This is a genomic window from Candidatus Mycalebacterium zealandia, assembly GCA_014075295.1.
Lineage (GTDB): Bacteria > Desulfobacterota_D > UBA1144 > Nemesobacterales > Mycalebacteriaceae > Mycalebacterium > Mycalebacterium zealandia.
Genome location: CP046180.1, coordinates 1050811 through 1070082 on the forward strand (window position 1 = coordinate 1050811; position 19272 = coordinate 1070082).

21 protein-coding genes are annotated in these 19272 nt (G+C 51.9%); 14 read left to right on the top strand and 7 right to left on the bottom strand.

Going from position 1 to position 19272, the window contains the following annotated elements:
• Positions 1-5 precede the first annotated feature (5 nt).
• Positions 6-434: a hypothetical protein gene (locus GKS04_05395; protein QMU56712.1), complete on the bottom strand. Its 429-nt coding sequence runs from the start codon at positions 432-434 to the stop codon at positions 6-8.
• 121 nt (positions 435-555) lie between these two features.
• Here GKS04_05395 and GKS04_05400 point away from each other — a divergent pair, with 121 nt between their 5' ends.
• The 5 genes from GKS04_05400 (at position 556) to GKS04_05420 (ending at position 4462) form a co-directional block, all read left to right on the top strand.
• Positions 556-957, top strand: a complete 402-nt coding sequence (locus GKS04_05400) for a DUF59 domain-containing protein (GenBank protein QMU56555.1) — start codon at positions 556-558, stop codon at positions 955-957.
• A gap of 13 nt (positions 958-970) precedes the next feature.
• Positions 971-2032, top strand: a complete 1062-nt coding sequence (locus GKS04_05405; protein ID QMU56556.1) for a P-loop NTPase — start codon at positions 971-973, stop codon at positions 2030-2032.
• Positions 2033-2149: 117 nt separating this feature from the next.
• Entirely contained in the window at positions 2150-2407 is a 258-nt protein-coding gene (locus GKS04_05410) for a DUF1844 domain-containing protein (protein ID QMU56713.1), read from the top strand.
• 46 nt (positions 2408-2453) lie between these two features.
• Positions 2454-3561 (top strand): peptide chain release factor 2 gene (locus tag GKS04_05415; protein QMU56557.1). Its coding sequence is split into 2 segments (ribosomal slippage): positions 2454-2522 and positions 2524-3561, totalling 1107 coding nucleotides; the frame shifts between segments, so codons are not numbered across the junction.
• Between the two features lie 13 nt (positions 3562-3574).
• A complete protein-coding gene (locus tag GKS04_05420) occupies positions 3575-4462 on the top strand; it encodes an NAD(+) kinase (GenBank protein QMU56558.1) in 888 nt (295 codons plus the stop codon).
• A gap of 3 nt (positions 4463-4465) precedes the next feature.
• On the opposite strand, the gene GKS04_05425 is transcribed toward GKS04_05420, so the two are convergent.
• From GKS04_05425 to GKS04_05435, 3 genes are read right to left on the bottom strand one after another with little or no spacing between them, the layout of a single operon-like run.
• Entirely contained in the window at positions 4466-5377 is a 912-nt protein-coding gene (locus GKS04_05425) for a methionyl-tRNA formyltransferase (GenBank protein ID QMU56559.1), read from the bottom strand.
• A 24-nt stretch (positions 5378-5401) separates the two neighbouring features.
• Positions 5402-7168 carry an aspartate--tRNA ligase gene (aspS, locus tag GKS04_05430; GenBank protein ID QMU56560.1) on the bottom strand — a complete coding sequence of 589 codons (1767 nt, stop codon included), beginning with the start codon at positions 7166-7168 and terminating at the stop codon, positions 5402-5404.
• A gap of 16 nt (positions 7169-7184) precedes the next feature.
• Positions 7185-7865: a bifunctional phosphoribosyl-AMP cyclohydrolase/phosphoribosyl-ATP diphosphatase HisIE gene (locus tag GKS04_05435; protein ID QMU56561.1), complete on the bottom strand. Its 681-nt coding sequence runs from the start codon at positions 7863-7865 to the stop codon at positions 7185-7187.
• 79 nt (positions 7866-7944) lie between these two features.
• On the opposite strand from GKS04_05435, the gene rpoZ reads away from it, so the two are divergent.
• From rpoZ to GKS04_05480, 9 genes are all read left to right on the top strand, one after another.
• Positions 7945-8253, top strand: coding sequence for a DNA-directed RNA polymerase subunit omega (rpoZ, locus tag GKS04_05440; GenBank protein QMU56562.1), 309 nt, complete (start codon positions 7945-7947; stop codon positions 8251-8253).
• Positions 8219-10225: a hydantoinase/oxoprolinase family protein gene (locus GKS04_05445; GenBank protein QMU56563.1), complete on the top strand. Its 2007-nt coding sequence runs from the start codon at positions 8219-8221 to the stop codon at positions 10223-10225. The genes rpoZ and GKS04_05445 overlap by 35 nt, the downstream gene beginning before the upstream one ends.
• A 1-nt stretch (position 10226) precedes the next feature.
• Positions 10227-10811, top strand: coding sequence for an NUDIX domain-containing protein (locus GKS04_05450; GenBank protein QMU56564.1), 585 nt, complete (start codon positions 10227-10229; stop codon positions 10809-10811).
• Positions 10812-10858: 47 nt separating this feature from the next.
• Entirely contained in the window at positions 10859-11293 is a 435-nt protein-coding gene (ssb, locus tag GKS04_05455) for a single-stranded DNA-binding protein (GenBank protein ID QMU56565.1), read from the top strand.
• Positions 11294-11362: 69 nt separating this feature from the next.
• Positions 11363-12706, top strand: a complete 1344-nt coding sequence (gene glmU / locus GKS04_05460; GenBank protein QMU56566.1) for a UDP-N-acetylglucosamine diphosphorylase/glucosamine-1-phosphate N-acetyltransferase — start codon at positions 11363-11365, stop codon at positions 12704-12706.
• On the top strand, positions 12706-14544 hold the full coding sequence (gene glmS, locus GKS04_05465; protein ID QMU56714.1) for a glutamine--fructose-6-phosphate transaminase (isomerizing): 1839 nt from the start codon (positions 12706-12708) through the stop codon (positions 14542-14544). The genes glmU and glmS overlap by 1 nt, the downstream gene beginning before the upstream one ends.
• Complete coding sequence (gene purD / locus GKS04_05470) at positions 14541-15818, top strand: phosphoribosylamine--glycine ligase (GenBank protein ID QMU56567.1); 1278 nt, start codon at positions 14541-14543, stop codon at positions 15816-15818. The genes glmS and purD overlap by 4 nt, the downstream gene beginning before the upstream one ends.
• A 19-nt stretch (positions 15819-15837) precedes the next feature.
• Positions 15838-16188: a hypothetical protein gene (locus tag GKS04_05475; GenBank protein QMU56568.1), complete on the top strand. Its 351-nt coding sequence runs from the start codon at positions 15838-15840 to the stop codon at positions 16186-16188.
• A 66-nt stretch (positions 16189-16254) separates the two neighbouring features.
• A complete protein-coding gene (locus GKS04_05480; GenBank protein ID QMU56569.1) occupies positions 16255-17094 on the top strand; it encodes an addiction module toxin RelE in 840 nt (279 codons plus the stop codon).
• Positions 17095-17099: 5 nt separating this feature from the next.
• Here GKS04_05480 and GKS04_05485 read toward each other — a convergent pair whose 3' ends face one another.
• The 3 genes from GKS04_05485 to GKS04_05495 are packed head-to-tail and all read right to left on the bottom strand — an operon-like array spanning position 17100 to position 19168.
• Positions 17100-17768, bottom strand: coding sequence for a cytochrome C assembly protein (locus tag GKS04_05485; GenBank protein QMU56570.1), 669 nt, complete (start codon positions 17766-17768; stop codon positions 17100-17102).
• A gap of 9 nt (positions 17769-17777) precedes the next feature.
• A complete protein-coding gene (locus GKS04_05490; GenBank protein ID QMU56571.1) occupies positions 17778-18503 on the bottom strand; it encodes a hypothetical protein in 726 nt (241 codons plus the stop codon).
• Entirely contained in the window at positions 18449-19168 is a 720-nt protein-coding gene (locus GKS04_05495; GenBank protein ID QMU56572.1) for an ATP-binding cassette domain-containing protein, read from the bottom strand. The genes GKS04_05490 and GKS04_05495 overlap by 55 nt, the downstream gene beginning before the upstream one ends.
• Positions 19169-19272 lie beyond the last annotated feature (104 nt).

The window sequence follows — 19272 nt, forward strand, 5'->3', positions numbered from 1 at the left end:
AAAACTCACTTTTCCCCTTTTGTGAACAGGAAAACAAACGCCGCGGCAACTCCGCCCGCAAGACTCGCCGCCGTGTAAAGACCGAGCATGGATAAATCCGTCGCGCTTCTGACAAAAAGTCCCGCCGCAACCGCCGGATTAAAAACCGCGCCCGAAACGGGACCCACCAATATCATGCCGCCAAAAATCACAAACCCTATCGCGAGCCCGTATGGAAAAACCTCGCGCACGGGCGCGCTTCCGCGCAGAAACAGTGAAACCGTTACGGCGGGATTGTAATGAGCGCCCGATATGTGAGCACCCGCGAATATCATCGCTATCAAAACGCCCGTGATTGCGAACGGAGCTAAATCTCCCGATGAGATTCCAATTGCGAAAACAAGAAAGAAAGCGTCGATAAATTCAACGACAAGTTTTTTCGCCAGAATGTGCATTAAATTTCCACCTTTTGACAAGGAAAACCGGAGTTTTATTATCCATTTGAGAGGGGCGTTATTCAAGTTCGCGCCGTTTTGACAATACGGGGCGGGGTGGCTACACTCAAAACAAATGGCGATGAAAAAAATCATAACGATTCAGCCCGACTCTCAGGAAGGCGAAAAAGCCCCCGATTCGGGAGTTCAATTCAAGAAATTCGAGAAAAAAGACACCGCTCCCGCCGAATTGACCAAAGAGACGGTTTTTGAAGCGCTCGGGCAGGTGAACGACCCCGAGCTTCCGGTGAGCATTGTTGACCTCGGACTGATTTACGATGTGCAGATTTCGGGCAACGACGTGGGATTGAAAATGACCCTCACAACTCCGGGCTGTTCAATGGGCGGAATGATATCGGGACAGGCGGAAGAAGCGCTGAAAGCCATTGGCGCAAGAAATGTTCTTGTGCAAATGGTTTGGGACCCGCCATGGAATCCGGACATGATGTCACCAGAAGCAAAGCGCAAACTCGGCGTGGAGTAATTTCTTTACCGATATGAGTCTTACACCCGAAACCGTTTCAAGACGGTTAAAAATGGTTAAATATCCAGGCTTTACGCGCGATATTGTTTCATTCGGAATTGTCAAGGATATAAGCGTGGACGAAAAGTCTGCGGTAAAAATCTCGCTTGTTCTGCCCAAACCCGACCCCGATGTTCAAAAACGCATAGAGGATGATGTCAGAACCGCCGTTCTTGAAACGCCCGGCGTGGAAGGGGTTTCAATAGAAACGCAGGTGCGGGCTTCCTCAGGCGCGCAGTCCGCGGGCGCAGCCCAGCAGCAACCGGCGCAGTCAAAACTGCCAGGCATCAAGCACTACGTTGCGGTGGCAAGCGGAAAAGGCGGCGTGGGCAAATCCACGGTCGCGGTAAACCTCGCGGTCGCCATTGGCAAAAAAAGACAGAATGTGGGACTGATGGATGCGGACATCTGGGGACCTAGCGCGCCGATGATGACCGGAACTCAGGGCGAAAGACCGATTGCCACACCGGAAAAGAAAATTCTTCCGATAGAGAAATACGGGCTGAAAATGGTTTCAATCGGCTATCTAATCAAGGAAGAGGAAACCGTTATCTGGCGTGGACCGATGGTTCACGGCGCGGTGAAGCAGTTTATTGAGGACGTTGAGTGGGGAAACACTGATTATCTCGTCATAGATCTGCCTCCGGGAACCGGAGACGCCCAACTTTCAATCGCACAAACCGCGCCCTTGAGCGGCGGCGTTATTGTTACAACCCCTCAGGAAGTTTCACTTATAGACGTGCGGCGCGGAATACTGATGTTTGAAAAACTGAACATTCCGGTCATCGGAATTGTTGAAAATATGAGTTATCTGGACATACCGGGCGGCGAGAAGATGGACATATTCGGACGCGGCGGCGGGAAACAGATGGCGGAGAAGTTCAATGTGCCGTTTCTCGGCGAGATTCCGATTGACCCGGAAATAAGGAAAGGGGGAGACAGCGGAGTGCCGATTGTGGAATCAACCCCCGATTGCACCTCTTCGCTCGCGTTTATGAGGATAGCCGATGAAGTTTTGGACCATGTTGAAAAATAAAAACACACAACTACGGAGATTTTTATGAGCAAAGAAAAGAAAAAAAGCAAAGGCGCGGAGAAACCCGAAGACGCGAAAAAACCTGAACAGGAAAATCCGCAAACGGACGAATTGAAAATGGATTTTTCCAATTTCGTTCTTTCGCTGAACGCCTCGGCAATTATGCATCTGGGAGACATTCCCGACCCGAACACAAAGGAGCGCAACGTCAATCTGCCCGCCGCCAAGCACACGGTGGACATTCTTGAAATCCTTCAGGATAAAACAAAAGGTAACCTGTCGGACGAAGAACAAAAACTCATAGACGACGTGCTTTACGGTTTGAGACTCCGCTATGTTCAGGCGACAGCGCCGAGAGAGGAAAAAGACGGTTAAAACCGTTTTTTATAATTTCCGGGCAACTGCGAAGGAAAACTCGTAAATGAAAGACACCGACAAACCCGACATTCAAAACATCAAAAACCGCGTTGAATCCATACGAGGGTTTCTTTGACCTGCCGGACAAACGGAAACGTGTTGAAGAAATAGACGAAATATCAAACGGCGCGGACTTCTGGGACGACCGCGAAAAAGCGCAAAGTGTTCTGTCCGAACGCTCCGCTCTCAAACAGACAATTGACGACTGGGAGGAATTTGACTCCACCGTCAAAGACGCCGAAGCCCTTGCCGAGTTGTGCGCCGAAGAACCGGACGGCGAACTGGAAGCGGAGCTTTTATCCGTTCTCGCCCTGCTCACTGAAAAAGCGGAGCGGTTTGAGTTCCAGAGAATGCTCGGCGGCGAAGACGATTCCAAAGGCGCGATTGTTGAAATCAATTCGGGCGCGGGCGGAACCGAAGCGCAGGACTGGGCGGATATGCTTTACAGAATGTATCTGCGTTATTGCGACAGAAGCGGATTTTCGGTGAGCGTTCTTGGTTGTCAGGACGGCGATGAAGCGGGCATAAAAAGCGCGACAATGATAGTTTCGGGCGACCACCCCTACGGCTACCTCAAAGGGGAAAGCGGAGTGCACCGGCTTGTGAGAATATCGCCTTTTGACGCGAACAAAAGGCGGCATACTTCTTTCGCGTCCGTTTTTATCTCTCCCGAAATAGACGATTCCGTGGAGGTCAACATAGACGAAAAGGATTTGCGCGTAGACACTTTCAGAGCCGGCGGCAAAGGCGGACAGCATGTGAACAAAACAGATTCCGCGGTGCGCATAACACACACTCCGACCGGCACGGTCGTGAGTTGCCAGAACGAAAGGTCTCAACACCAGAACAAGGAGTCCGCGATGAAGGTTCTCAAAGCCCGCCTGTATAAGATTGAAAGAGAAAAGAAAATGGAAAAATTGAGCAAGCTCTCCTCGTCAAAAAAGGAGATAGGCTGGGGAAGTCAGATAAGATCTTACGTTATGCACCCGTATAGAATGGTGAAAGACCACAGAACGGATTTTGAGAGCAGCGATGTGGACGCGGTGCTTGACGGCAAGTTGGAGGATTTTGTGAGAAACTACCTGACTTCCGAGGAGTCAGCTCCAAAATAGCGGGAAAAGTGAAATGGCAAAAAAAGTGAAAAAAATCGGCATTGTGGGAATGAGCAAAAACAAAGACGTCAGGAATATGACCGTCAAACTCTGCTCAATCTTCAAAAAAGCCGGAATTCGGCACATCGTTGAAACCGAACTCGGAAAAGCGTCCGGCATTTCTTCGGGGCTTGCCGAAGCGAAGAAAATTCCGTCTCTCGCGGACATGGTATTTTCCCTCGGCGGAGACGGCACTTTCTTGAGCGCGGCTCGCCTGCTCAGCAGAAGCAACACACCGATGCTTGGCATAAATCTCGGCGGGCTTGGGTTTCTTGCCGAATGCAAGGTTGATGAAGTGGGGAAGATGATGAAAAAAATCGCCAGCGGCGATTACGACATTGAACGCAGAAGCATGTTCGCCGTGCGCGTTGAGAAAAACGGCTCAAAAGTTTTCTCAGGCGAGGCTCTAAATGAGATTGTCGTAAACGGCGGCAAAGCGACAAAAATCATAGACCTTGAACTGCACATAGACGGCTCGCACATAACAACCTTCAAGGCGGACGGAATGATTTGCTCAACCCCCACCGGCTCAACCGGCTATTCGCTATCGGCGGGAGGTCCCGTTGTGCATCCAACCCTTCCGCTCACCGTGATAACGCCCATATGCCCGCACACGCTCGCGAACCGTCCGCTTGTGGTTTCAAACAAAACCGAAATCCGCTTCCGCTGTCCGCCGAACGCACGGGCTCGCGAACTGAACGCGACCCTTGACGGACAGATTGATTTTTTGGTCGGCCCCGCGATGGAGGTTGTCGTAACAAAATCCAAATCGTCAATAAACCTTGTAAAATCGCCCTTTATGGACTACTTCACCATTCTGAAAACAAAACTGATGTGGGCCACGCGGCACAAGGAAAAATAGTTTTCAGCCGAGAACGGTTCCGGCGGGAAGTTTCGCGCCAAGAAGAAAATCTGCGCCGGACATCTTTTTTCTGCCCTCAATCTGAACCTCGCGAATTTCAAGCGCGCCCGCGCCCGAGGCGACCATGAATTTTTTCCGCGAATTCAAAACCTCGCCCGGCTTTCCCACGCCTTCGGCAAAGTCCGCTCCGATTATTTTCAGCGTTTTCCCCCCGAGTTTTGTAAACGCTCCGGGCCACGGCGCGGTTCCACGAATGAGATTGCGGATTATTCCGGAGGGCTGTTTCCAGTCTATTGTCCCGTCATCTTTGGAAAGCATCGGCGCGTATGTCGCTCTGGAATGGTCTTGAGGCACGGGAGAAACTGAACCGTCTTCAATGCTAGCGAGGGTTTTGAGCAAAAGTTCCGCCCCTTCGGCGCTCATGCGGCGCGCGAGGATTTCCGAGTCTTCATCGTCTTTTATCGCGATTTCCTTTTGAAGCAGAATGTCTCCCGAATCGAGTTTGTCGTTCACGAGCATTGTTGTAACGCCGGTTTTTCTCTCCCCCTCCATAACGGCACGGTTGATGGGCGCGGCGCCTCTGTAGGCGGGAAGCAAAGAGGCGTGCAGATTGATGAATCCGCTCGGAGAGAAAGAGAGAATGTGAGACGGAATTATTTTTCCGTAAGCCACAACACAAACCGCTTCGGGCTTGAGGTTTTCAAAATCCACCGTGATTTCATCAAGATTTTCCGGCTGAAGAACCGGAATTGAAAGTTCGCCGGCGACCTTTTTCACATCGGGCGGCGACACCTTTCTGCCGCGTCCGGCGGCGCGGTCAGGCATGCAAATCGCCTTCATAACCTTATGCTCACGTGCGATGGCAATAAGAGACGCCGAAGCGAATTCAGGGGTTCCCATAAAAAACAGATTCATACAACTTCCCCGTTCCGCTCCGTTCTACCTTTCTACTTTTCTGAGCCCCAACTGCGCCATTTGCTCCGAATCTATTTCAGACGGAGCTCCCGTGAGCGGGCACGCGCCCCTCTGGGTTTTTGGAAACGCGGTAACCTCGCGTATGGTTCCGCACCCGGCAATCATCATCACAATCCTGTCAAGCCCCAAAGCCACCCCACCGTGCGGAGGCGCTCCAAACTCAAGCGCTTTGAGGAAAAACCCAAACTGTTCCTCGGCTTTTTTCCCGTCAATCCCTATCGTCCTCAAAACTGCTTCCTGCATGTCCCGCTCGTGAATCCTTATACTGCCTCCGCCCACCTCCACGCCGTTGAGCACAATGTCATATGCTCTTGAAAGTGCCTCGGCCGGAGCGGTTTCAATCTTGTCCACGCTGTCCTCCGCCGGAGCGGTGAAAGGATGATGAACCGCTTTCAGAGCACCTCCCTCGCTCTCAAACAGGGGAAAGTTTTCAACCCACACAAATTTGTGCTCATCTTCTTTGATGAGCCCGAGCCGCCGTGCGACTGAAACCCGCACGCCCGCGAGAACAGTGTTAACGGTTGAGGAGTCGCCCGCGCCGAAAAAGATGAGCGCGCGTTTTGAATCCGTGAGTCCGGTTTTTTCCAAAAGCGCGGTTTTTTCATCTTCAGAAAGAAACTTCGCTATGGGAGACTGCCATTTCCCGTCCGTAATTCTTATCCACGCAAGCCCGCCAGCGCCCATCGCAATTGCCTCTTCGGTCAATTCGTCTATGTCTTTTCGCGCAAGCCCGGCATCATCTCCGGTGAGCGCGAGCGCTTTCAAAATCCCGCCTTTTGACAGAGCGGACGAAAAAACCTTGAACTCCGTGCCCCGAAAAACATCGGAAACTTCGCACAGTTCAAGCTCAAACCTTGTGTCGGGGCGGTCTGTGCCATAGAGAGAGCGCGCACGCGCGTAATCAATCCGCTTGAAAGGTGGCTCCACTTTTATTCCGGCGACCGCGAAACACTCTTTTATAACCCCCTCCACAATTCCGATAACTTCGTTCTCGTCAACAAAAGCCATCTCAATGTCTATCTGCGAAAACTCCGGCTGCCTGTCCGCCCTTAAATCTTCATCGCGAAAACAGCGTGCTATCTGATAGTAGCGGTCAAAACCTGAAGCCATCAAAATCTGTTTGAGAAGCTGTGGAGACTGGGGCAGAGCGTAGAACCCGCCATCCGCCTGACGGCACGGAACAACAAAATCTCTTGCGCCTTCAGGCGTGGCTTTTGTCAGCATGGGAGTTTCTATTTCAACAAATCCCGCGGACTCAAGATACGAGCGCGCCGAAGAAACAACGCGGTGACGCAGAAGAATCGCGTCCCGCATCACGGGGCGGCGAAGGTCAAGAAACCGGTATTTCATTCTTATAGGCTCATCAGCATTTATGTCGTCCTCAACGGGAAACGGCAATTCGGGGCAGGTGTTGAGCGTTTGCACCTGCGAAGCGACAATCTCAATCTCTCCGGTCGGCATTGAATCATTAACCATCTCCGCGTCCCTTTTGACAACCTTCCCTCTGATGGCGACAACCCATTCGCTCCGGAAAGCGTCCGCGGTTGAGTGAGGACTTCCGCGCGAGGGGTCAAAAACTGCCTGAATGATGCCGTTGTGGTCGCGTATGTCTATGAAAATAACCCCGCCGTGGTCGCGACTTGACTGAACCCAGCCCATAACTGTAACCTCGCGCCCTTCATCAGACGCGCGCAAATCCCCGCAACTGTCTGTTCTTTTCCAATCAGTCATTGTGAACAACCACCCCTCACGGTTTTTTACTTTTTTTCTCCAAACCGGAAACGCCGATGCGGTTTTCAAGTTCTCTGTCAATGTCTGCGGGGCTGAGTCCGCGCTCGGCGAGCATAATGAGGCAGTGAAACCACAAGTCCGCCATTTCGGAAACAATTTCGTCCGGGTCTTCGTTCTTGGCGGCAATAATCGTTTCGCCGGCTTCTTCCGTTATTTTCCGCGCTATTCTGTCCGTTCCGCCCTCAAAAAGAGCACTCGTGTAAGAGTTCTTTTTCGGGTTGGCTTTTCTGTCTTTCACGGTTTGAAAAACCTTGCCCATCGCCACCATCGCGCCGCTTTCGGACACGGAAGAGCCAAAATCGGGAGAAAGCGCCCTTTCCCCGTCCGCATCGGTGTAAAAACAGGTCTGCTCTCCGGTGTGGCACGAAGGTCCCTGCGGCTCAACAAGCACAAGAACGCAGTCGTGGTCGCAATCAACAAAAATTTCGCGAACCTTCTGCCAGTTGCCGGACTCTTCGCCCTTTTTCCACAGTTTTCCGCGCGAACGGCTCCAGAAATGGGTCTGACCGGTCTGCTCGGTTTTGAGCAACGCTTCCTCGTTCGCCCATGCCATCATAAGCACTTTTCCGTTTTCGCAGTCCTGAACAATCACGGGCACAAGCCCGTTTTCTCCGAATTTTATTTTTCCTACATCCATTGACGCCTTTCCAACAACCTGATTTGTGCTATATTACACGCACAAACGGCGGATTGAAACCGCCCCACGGAGGCAAGAAATGGCAAGAGTTACCATAGAAGACTGCATGGAAATCGTGGAAAACAGATTTGCCCTGTCTGTTGTTGCGATGAAAAGAGCCAAGCAAATTGTGATGAAAAAGGTTGAAGAACGTGAAAAGGAAAAGAAACTCATGGCGGCCGAAGCTGACCCGTCGTCCGATGGGGAAATTCCGTCTCCCGAAGTCATTGAAAAAAATCTGGACAAGAGTTCGCGTGTCCAGGACGAATACAAACCCGTTATCAGCGCTCTAAAAGAGATAGCGGCTGGAAAAATTGAGTTTTCAAGCCCCGAAGACGGAAAATCCTGAAACTTCAGTAATTACACCGCTGGCAATGAGCGCCACGCTCAAAATAGGAGTTGATGTCGGAGGAACATTCACCGATTTAATTCTGTTTGACGGCAATGAGGCGCAAATTCATAAAGTTCCCTCCACTCCCCGCTCACAGGTGCTCGCCGTAATCGCGGGCGTTGAACATTTCTCAAAAAAACACCGCGGACCCGTTGAAATCATTCACGGAACAACGGTGGCGACAAACGCACTTCTTGAAAGAAAAGGAGCAAAAACCGTTTTAATAACAACCCGTGGATTTGAAGACGTAATTGAAATAGGAAGGCAGAATCGCGAAAAACTTTACGACCTTTTCTGGGAAAAAAGCGAGGGGCTTGTGCAGCGTAAAATGAGAATAGGCGCGAAAGAGAGAATTGACTCGGACGGCGCAGTGCTTGTCGCGCTTTCCGAAAAAGAGGCGAAAAAACTCGCCGCCGCCGCGCGCAAAACCGGAGCGAAAGCCGCCGCGGTCTGCTTCCTTCACTCATATGCAAATCCCGCGCATGAGGAAATGGTGGAGAAACAACTGAAAAAACTCGGCGTACCCGTCTCGCTTTCATCAAAGGTGTCGCCTGAGTTCCGGGAGTTTGAAAGGACTTCCACAACGGTCTCCAACGCCTACCTGATTCCTAAAGTGGCGAACTATATGAAGGCGTTGTCATCATCGGACTCGGTGAGCAAAGTTTCCATAGTTCAGTCAAGCGGTGGCGTTACATCACCCGAAAAAGTCGCGGACGAGCCTGTGAGAATCGCGACATCGGGTCCCGCGGCTGGAGTTGTGGGCGCTTTCAAAATCTCCGAACTAATGGGCGAAAAAAAAATCATAACCCTTGATATGGGAGGCACTTCAACCGATGTCTCGCTTTGCGACGGCGCCGTTGCATTCGCGTCTCAAAACAACGTGGGCGGAATTCCTCTGCGCGCCCCCTGTGTGGACATCTCAACCATCGGCGCTGGTGGCGGTTCCATAGCGCGCGTGGACTCGGGAGGGATTTTGAAAACCGGTCCTCAAAGCGCCGGAGCTGAACCCGGACCCGCTTGCTACGGCAAGGGGAAACTCCCGACCATTACGGACGCCAATCTCGCGCTCGGCAGGATTGAACCCGCACGGTTTCTCGGCGGAAGAAAAAAGGTTTCCGCGAAAAAAGCGCGCGACGCGATTGAAACTCTGAAAATGGAGTCAAAGAATACCCTTCAAAAAGCGGAGTCGGTTATCAAGGTTGTCAATTCGTCCATGGAGAGGCTCATACGGGTCATTGCCGCGGACAGAGGGGTTGACCCCAGAGAGTTCGCGCTTTTCGGATTCGGCGGCGCGGCGGGTATCCACTGTTGCGAACTCGCGGTCGCGGTTGGAATGAAAAAGGTTGTTTTCCCCGTTCATCCCGCCGCTCTTTCCGCTCTGGGAATGCTCCTTTCAGATGTTTTTAAAGACTATGTGAAAAGTTGTTTCGCGGTCGCGCCGGCGCAAATGAATATTATTTCGAACGGGCTCGCGAAACTTGAAGAAAGCGCGCGCGCGGAGGAAAAAGACGTCCGCAACGCCGAGCGCTTTGTTGACGCAAGATACGAAGGACAGTCTCATGAAATCACAGTCCCTTTTTCGCGGCGATTTGTTTCAGACTTTCATCGCGCGCATTTCAAGAGGTTCGGATACGAAATGCGGGGCAAGCCGGTTGAAACAACGGCGGTGAGAGTCCGCCTTCACGGCGAAAAAAGCGGCGTCCGTCTGCCGGAAATCCCGCGCGGGAAGAAACCGATCGCGCGCGAAAAGCAGATATGGCTCGGCGATACGCCGAAAAAATTCAAACTGTATAATCGTGCGGAAATGGGCGCGGGCTTCAAATTCAAGGGACCCGCGCTGGTTCTGGAAGACAATTCCGTTGTGATGATAACGCCGGAGTTCATTTGTGAAATTGACAAATGGGGAAATATAATCGCGGTTGTAAAATAAAATGTCCGACGAACTTTTTACGAGAACTTTTGAGAAAAATCTGGCGCGGCGGCCCTTGCGCGAACTCAGTCTTGCAAACGGCGCGGCGCGAGCGGCGGTTATGGCGATTGTCAGACGCGCGAACGGCGGCGTGGAAATCTGTTTCATAAAAAGATCCCGGCATCCGCTTGACAGGTTTTCAGGGCACATCGCTTTTCCGGGCGGAGCCAGAGAGGAAAACGACCCGGACATGCTCGCGACCGCGATAAGGGAAACACGCGAAGAAACCGGTATGGAAGTTGAAAACCACGGAAAAATTCTCGGGCGTCTTGACGATGAAACCCCGCGCGGCAACACGGACAAAAACCGGAGGGAATATCTGGTAAATGTTTTCGTGTGCGCCCTCTTTTCAGATACCGGAGTTTCAGACCTTGAAATGCGGATAAGCGACGATGAAGTTGATGAAATTTTCTGGATACCCGCGGACGAATTGCGGCGCGGCGGAAGTCCCGAAAAACCGGAGTTTTTTCACCACGAGCGGAGAATATGGGGAATGACGGCGAGAATTGTTGACAAACTGCTGGAATGCATACCGCCGCAAGCGTAAGGAGCCATTTGGAAAGGGTTTGTTATGCGTATAGAATTTGAGACATTATGAGAGGAGTAAATAAGGCAACTGTAATCGGAAATGTGGGAAGTGACCCCGAAATGAAATACACCGGTTCGGGGCAGGCGGTCGCTAATTTTTCGGTCGCCACAAACGAATCATGGACTTCAAAAGACGGTGAAAAACGCGAGAGAACCGAATGGCACAGAATTGTCGCGTGGGGGCGGCTGGCGGAGATTTGCGGACAATATCTCTCCAAAGGCAAACCCGTTTACATTGAGGGCTCAATACGAACAAGGACATGGGAAGACAAGGAAGGAAACACCAGATACACAACCGAGATACATGCCAAAGAGATGCAGTTTCTGGGCGACTCAAGAGACAGCGCCTCAGCAAACACGGGCGGCGAGCAATCACAACCCCAGAACAGCACCCCTCTTGAAATACCCGAAAACAACATGGATGACGACATTCCGTTTTAGCATTTCCTAACCGGACCTGAAACTGTGCCTTTGTATGCCGTAATTCTCTGCGCGGGAAAAAGTTCCAGAATGGGAGGCAAACGCCAGAAGGCGCTTCTTCCGGTTCTGGGAACGCCGATTATCCGGCATATCACGCTCGCGACTGACACCGTAAAACCGAAAAAAACTTTCGCCGTAGTCGGGTTTGACTCAGACTCGATGGTCCAATACCTGTCAAACAACGGAACCGGAAACTTTGAGTTCGCTTACCAACGCGAACAACGGGGCACGGGGCACGCGCTGTCAAGCGCGATGAAAAAGATTTCCGCACGGGACGGCGAGGTTGTTGTCGTAAACGGCGACATACCCGGCGTTACCGGAACGCTTATCAAAAAACTTGTCGCGAACCGGAAGAAAAAAGGCGCGGCTCTGTCGTTTGTAACCGCTATTGCGGACAATCCGGACGGATACGGGCGTGTAGTTCGTTCAAAAAACGGAGACCCGGAAAAAATAGTTGAGCATCGGGACGCATCTGTTAAGGAAAAACGTATAGATGAGATAAACGCGGGCATTTACTGTTTCAAAATTTCTTTCCTGCGCCGCGCTCTCGCGTTGTTGAACAAAAAAAACGCCAAAGGCGAATACTACATAACCGACCTTGTTGAGATAGCCCTGCGGACGGGCGAAAGGACGGGAACGGTCAAAACGGCGGACTTTAATGAAATCACCGGTGTTAACACACCTTCGGAACTCGCGGCCGCTCAGAAATATATGAGAGAAAGAACAAATGCCCGCCTCATGAGCGCGGGAGTTATAATTGCCGACCCGTCAACCACGTATATATGCCCCGAAACAAAAATCAGAAAAGGCGCGCTCATACAGCCGTGCTGTTTTATCAACCGCAGCTTCATAGGAACCAACTGCGTAATAGAACCCTGTTCGCAAATTACGAACAGCAAACTCGGCGCGGATTGCAGAGTGGAATTTTCCTCAATTCTTGACAGTTGCGACATGCGCGCGGGCTCGGCGGCGGGTCCGTTTGCGAGAATTCGCCCTGAAACGGTTTTGATGGAAGGCGCGCGTGCGGGCTCTTTTGTTGAAATCAAAAAATCGTTGGTCGGCAAAAACTCAAAAATCCCCCACTTGTCGTATGTCGGAGATTCGGCGCTCGGAGCGCACGTAAACATAGGAGCGGGAACAATCACCTGCAACTACGACGGCAACAAAAAACACCGCACAATAATCGGTGATGAAGTGTTCATTGGTAGCGACACAATTCTTGTCGCGCCCGTGAAAGTGGACAAAGGCGCGTCAACCGCGGCAGGCTCGGTCATAACAAAAAACGTTTCCCCGCGCTCACTCGCAATTGGCAGAAGCAAACAGAAAGAAGTTCGCGGATGGCGCAAACCCGGCGACAAGGCGGCGAAAAACTGATGTGCGGAATAGTTGGCTACGTGGGTTTTGCCGAGCGAACATGCAATGTTCTGTGCAACGGGCTTGGAAAACTTGATACCCGGGGCTACGACTCCGCAGGCATCTGTGTTGTTGGAGAGAACGGCGCGTCAGTTTTCAAAACTCCGGGCAAAATCAACCGGCTTGTGGAGGAAATTGGCTCAAACCCTCCCGAAGGAAAAGTCGGAATAGGACACACACGCTGGGCAACTCAGGGCGACCCCGAAAGCCGCGAAAACGCTCATCCGCACACTGCGGGCGCGGTAAGCGTGGTTCACAACGGCGTTGTTGAAAACTGGAAACCTCTGCGCGAGCGTCTTGAATCCGCCGGAAGGGTTTTCCTGTCTGACACTGATACCGAAGTCATCGCGCACCTTATTGATGAGTTTCACGGTGCGGGAGACACCCTTCTTGAAGCAGTGAAGAAAACATTTGCCGAAATAACGGGCTACTCGGCAATCGCGGCGGTTTCGGAAAAAGAACCGGATACTATCGTGGCGGCAAAACGGTTTTCGCCCATTGTGCTCGCGGATTCGGGAGATGAGAAGTTTGTTTCCTCCGATGTGCCCGCTCTGGCGCAGTGGTGCGGCGAGGTTACGGCGCTCGGAGAGGGCGAATTTGCCGTCATAAAACCCGGCGGCATCACGATAACGGACTCGGAAGGCAACACGGTAAAACGCCCCGCCAGAAAGATTGAAGACGGCGGTTACGCCGTTGACGCGGACAAAAACGGCTTCCCTCACTATATGCTCAAAGAGATTTATGAACAGCCACGCGCGGTCGCTGACACACTCAGAGGCAGAATTCACACAGGTGGCGTACCGGTTCTTGACGATCTGGACCCCGAACTTATCCGCTCCGTTGAAAGGGTCGTTTTTGTGGGTTGCGGCACCTCTCACTACGCCTCCATAGCGGGACGCTATCTGGTTGAATCTATCGCGCAGATACATGCGGATTCGGAAATCGCCTCGGAGTTCTGTTACCGCCGCACAAAAGCGGGTCCCGAAACACTTGTGGTAGCCGTGTCGCAATCGGGCGAAACGGCGGACACCCTGCTCGCCTTGTCCAAAGCGGCGGAAAGCGGCGCCAAAACAGTTGTCGTGACAAACAATCCGTTCGGGAAAATAATTGACGCGGGGCGGAACGTCATTCTGACCAAAGCCGGAAGAGAGGTTTCTGTCGCCTCAACAAAAACGTTCACTACTCAGGTTGCGACTTTCGCGGCGCTCGCGCTTTTTATCGGCAGAGCGCGCGGAACACTTCCGCAAAACCGCGCGGCGGAAATTGAGAAAGAGTTGCGCTCAATCTCGGCGCTTCAGTCCGAATGCCTAGCACTTGACGATGAAATCGCCAAAATCGCAGTGGAATTCTCAGAGCACTCAAACTTTCTTTTTCTGGGACGGGGGCTCGGCTATCCGGTTGCGCTTGAAGGCGCTCTGAAGTTGAAGGAAATTTCCTACATTCACGCCGAGGGTGCGGCGGCGGGAGAGATGAAGCATGGGCCCATCGCGCTTATTGACGGAAAAATGCCCGTGGTTTTCGTGTTTCCATCCCGTGAAGAGCCGTCTTTTGAAAGACTTCTTTCCAACATGGCGGAAGTGAAGGCGCGGCGCGGCAGGGTAATAGCCGTTATGCCGGATTGTGAAGCGCCGAATTTGGATGAAGAAGACAGAATAATCCGCGTGCCAGAATGCGGACTGATTGCGAACCCGCTTGTTTCCGTCATTCCGCTGCAACTTTTCGCCTATCATGTGGCTCGCTCGCTCGGAAAGGATGTTGACCAGCCGCGAAATCTCGCCAAAGTGGTAACTGTTGAATGAAAGTGATGGTGGTTGGCGGAGGAGGCAGAGAAGATGCGCTTTGCTGGAAAATAGCGCGTAGTCCGCTGGTTTCGGAAATTGTCTGCGCTCCGGGAAATGCGGGAATAACAAAACGCGCCCGGTGCGTTGCTGTTGCGGCGGCGGACACTGAAGCAATGGTTGCGCTCGCGCTCAAAGAGAAACCGGAGCTCGTGGTCATAGGTCCGGAAGTTTCCCTGTCTCTCGGGCTTGCGGACGCGCTTGAAGCGAAAAAAATCAGGGTTTTCGGCCCCTCAAAAGCGGCGGCGGAAATTGAGGGAAGCAAGGTTTTTTCAAAACAGTTTATGCGCAGACACTCCATTCCAACCGCTGATTTTGATGTGTTTGAAAATGTTGATGACGCGATTCGCGCGCTTGGAGAAACGGATTTCCCGGTTGTCATAAAGGCGGACGGTCTTGCGGCGGGGAAAGGGGTTTTTGTGTGCCAGAAAAGAAAGGATGCCGAAAATGCGTTGCGCTCAATCATGAGCGACAAGGTGTTTGGGGAGTCCGGAAACCGCATTGTGATGGAGCAGTTTTTGCCCGGCGCGGAGCTTTCATTTTTTGCCATATCGGACGGGCAAACCGTTATTCCGCTTGAACCGTCTCAGGATCACAAGCGGCTTCTTGACGGCGACTGCGGACCCAACACCGGCGGCATGGGAGCTTACACTCCCGCGCCAATCGCGACAGGCGAAATCAGGGAGAAAATAATGAATGAGTTTATGAAACCCGCCATTGAGGGAATGGCGGAGGAAGGAAAACCCTACAAAGGCGTTCTTTATGCGGGGCTTATGATAGACGGCGCGGACATAAAACTGCTTGAATTCAACTGCCGCTTCGGAGACCCCGAAACCCAACCGCTTATGATGAGGATGAAATCCGACATCGTGCCGCTTCTTGCCGCTGCGGCGGACGGAACGCTGGCAAACCAGAAGCCGCCCGAATGGAATGAAAGCGCGGCTGTGTGCGTGGTAATGGCTTCAAACGGCTACCCTGGAAAATACGAAAAAGGCGCGGAATTGAAAGGGATTCCGAATGACGGGGAGGAGTCGGTGGTTTTTCACGCCGGAACGGCGGAAAAAGACGGAAAAGTCGTTACCGGAAGCGGAAGAGTTTTGGGAGTGACGGCTCTTGGAGATACAATAAGAAAAGCGGCGGCACGCGCTTATGAAACGGTGGAACGAATTGACGGAGAAACCGGTTCCGGTACGCTTGTCTACAGAAAAGACATCGGGAACCGTAGCGGCGGCTGACACGCGGGAGGTTTGAAAGATGGCTGATATTTTCTACTTTTCAGTTGAGGACAAAGAGGCATCCGAAAACAAACGGATGTTTCAAATTCCGCTCAAGGACTGTGTTCATTTTTTTGACTTGAGGCCGTGGCAGAGAGAGTGCGGGCTTGAAGAGTTCCCCAACCTGCTCACGGGAGACCCTCTTGTTGACGCGAGCGGCTACGTCTTTGTGCTGATGAGAATTTCCGCCGAAGAGATAGAGGAAAACAAAGAAGGCAGTTACGAACCGGGATGGTATAAGATGAATATGACGGTGATAGAGGTTCAATCCGTAATCGCCGAGGCGCAGAAACGGGGAGAAAAGAAACGACCGCCGCGCTCAAAACCCTAAAAAACTTAGTTTTCAAGGGGTCAAGTCTTGACCTTTTGAATTTAAAAATCTTATAATCGTGCCAGCATGGCAAGACCGCTCAGAGTAGAGTATCAAAACGCCTATTACTTCGTAACCTCAAAGGGGAACGCGTCCCAGAGGGTGTTTATCAGTTCCGATGACGGCAAGTTGTGGATGAACACTTTTGAGTCCGTGTGCTCACGATTCGGATGGATTTGCCACGCCTACTGCCTGATGGGCAACCATTACCATATTGTCGTTGAAACTCCCAAAGCCAACCTTTCAGCCGGAATGAGGCAGTTGAACGGAGTTTACACACAAGCATTTAACAGAAAGCACAACCGGTCGGGGCATCTTTTCACGGGCAGGTTTAACTCCGTAATTTTCCAGAAGGAAAAATATCTGAAACGAGTTATCAGGCACACGCTCTCAAATCCGGTCAGAAAAGGGCTTATCACCTCACCTGTTCAGTGGAAATGGAGCAGTTGCCGCGCCTCAAGCGGAAAGGAAAGCGTTTCTTTTATAAATCCGTTGGCAATATCGTCAATTTTCGGCGGCGGCACGGAGTTTGAAAAATTTATTTCAACCCCGGAGCAGAACAGCATCAGGTCGGAAATCAAGAACCAGATTTATCTGGGCGACAGAGACTTTATTGAAAGATCCTCAAAGTTCGCGTCCGTAAAACACTCAAAAGAGATTCCGGCGGAGCAGAGAATGACGCTCAAAAGCGTCAAGCGTTTCGTCAGTGGCATCACGGACAGAAATGAGGCGGTTTTCGCGGCGTATCGCTCGGGCGAATTCTCAATGAAGGAAATATCAGACCATTTCGGAATTCACTACTCAACCGTAAGCAGAATTGTGAGCGAACACGAAAACTCATTCTCGGAGTTTCGCAAAACCGGATAGCCGCTCTAATCTTCGCGGCGCGAATTGATACGCCGCCTCAAAGTTTCAATCCTCTCGCGCTCGCGCAAAATCAGCACGAACAAAAAAACAAACGCCGCAATATTGACAAGCAGTGTGTGCATCATTTCAGGCGCAATGCCCTCTCCGCCCGGACCGAAAACAACGGGGGAAATGTCTCTTTTCACAACGCGCGCGGACACATAAACCCATGGCAGGTCTATAAAAGCGAGGCACGCGAACACGGCTGTAAGCACGGAGCTTTTTTCGCCTTCGGGAAGCGCTCTTCTGAGAAGCAAGTAGCCGCAATAGAGCAAAAACAGGATAAAGGTGGCTTGAAGCTGAGCGTCCCACCAAACCCACCACGTTCCCCACGACTGCTTCGCCCATATCGCGCCCGTCAGCATAGTTATAAGCGTGAAAACAACTCCGACCTCCGCCGCGGATACGGCGCGCACATCCCACCCGGACTTTCTTGAACGCAGAAAAGCGACGCTTGAAACAAACACGATTATAAAAGCCACGGTCATCGCGGCAACCGCGCCCATATGAAAATAGAAGATTCTTTGCGTGTGCCCCATCTTGAGTTCGGTCGGCGCGTAAAAAATTCCCATCCAGACCGCGACCGCGGTAAGAAGCAACGCGAAAGCAAAAACAATTTTCTTTGAAACGCTCAAAAAATCCCCCTAAACATCATCAATTATATATCCGTAAACCAGTGTGCCGGCCGCAAGAAAAGCAAAATCAAAACTGATGAGCGCTTTCATGTGGCGCGGAAAATCACCTGCGGGCGCACCGCCGAGCACCGCGGACAAAGATTCGGACGCGCTTATTAAAACCGGAATCAGAAGCGGAAACAGCAAAACCGGAAAGATAGCCCCTTTCATGCTGGTTTGTGCGGAAAGTGCGGAAAGCGCGGTTCCCACCGCCGCCACTCCAACCGTTCCCGCGAAAACAGTCGCGGCAAACGGTCCCAGAACCGGCAATACGTCCAGAGAGAAAAAAAGAGCGAAAACCGGAACAAAAACTGCTTGAACGGCGGTGAGAAGAAACAGGTTGGCGAGAGTTTTACCGATAAAAACCGCACCTCTGTCAACAGGCGACATAAGAACCATGCGAATGGCTTCGGATTTTCTCTCAACCTCAAATGAGCGCTCAAATGCAATCGTGGCGGCAAACAGGGTGGAAATCCAGAACACCGCCGGAGCGGCATTTGTCACGGCGGGCGCAGAGGGAAAAACATTTGTAAAGTGCAGAACGGACGCTATGACGACCGCAAAAGCCGCTACGGCGGGAAAAACGCCCCCGCCCGAAGTCTCAATGGAGAGATCTTTGAAAAAAACAGTCCAGATGGCTCTCACAAAACGCTCCCGCTCCGGTCCGCTCGACCGCTGGTAATAACCACCGTCCAATCCGCAATATCGGAACCCTCAAAATTTCCATGAGTTGAAACAAGCGCGGCCGCGCCGGAGTTTTTTAAACGCTCAAATTCTTGCGAAAGAATCTCGCTCCCTCTACGGTCAAGACCGGAAAATGGTTCGTCAAGAAGAAGCACTTCGGGGTTGTGCGACACGGCACGCGCTATTGAAATCCGTTTTTTCATTCCCGCCGACAGCGAACCGCAACCCTGCCGCCGGGAAAACGGAATTTCAAAGATTTCAATCAACTCTTCCGCCCTAAACGCCGCGTTCCCGATGCTCTGGAGTTCGCAGAAAAAACGCAGATTTTCAAATGCGCTTAAACCTTCGTAAAGACAGTCTTCGTGAGAAACAAACCCCACTCTACGCCTCACCTGCTCCGGCGAAGAAACGGTGTCAAAACCCGCGACTTGAGCTCTTCCGGCAGCCGGTCTTGACAGCGCGGCGGCAATTTTCAACACCGAAGTTTTGCCCGAACCGTTTTCGCCTTTGATGAAAACCGTTTCGCCCTTCCCTACACGCAAATCCAGACCGTCAAGAACACGCCGCCCGGCGTAATCTTTGCGGATTTTCTCCATAACGATAGAGTGTGCCTGAGACATGGGATTTCTCGCGCGCGGCGGCTGTTCCAGAATATATGAGGCGGCAAACACAGGCAAGACGCTCCCCCGCGGCGGACGGGGCAAATCAAATAACCGTTGACAACTCCATCTCAAACTTCTAACTTCTAATTCATCGGATTCTAATCGGGAGGCGTTTTAAC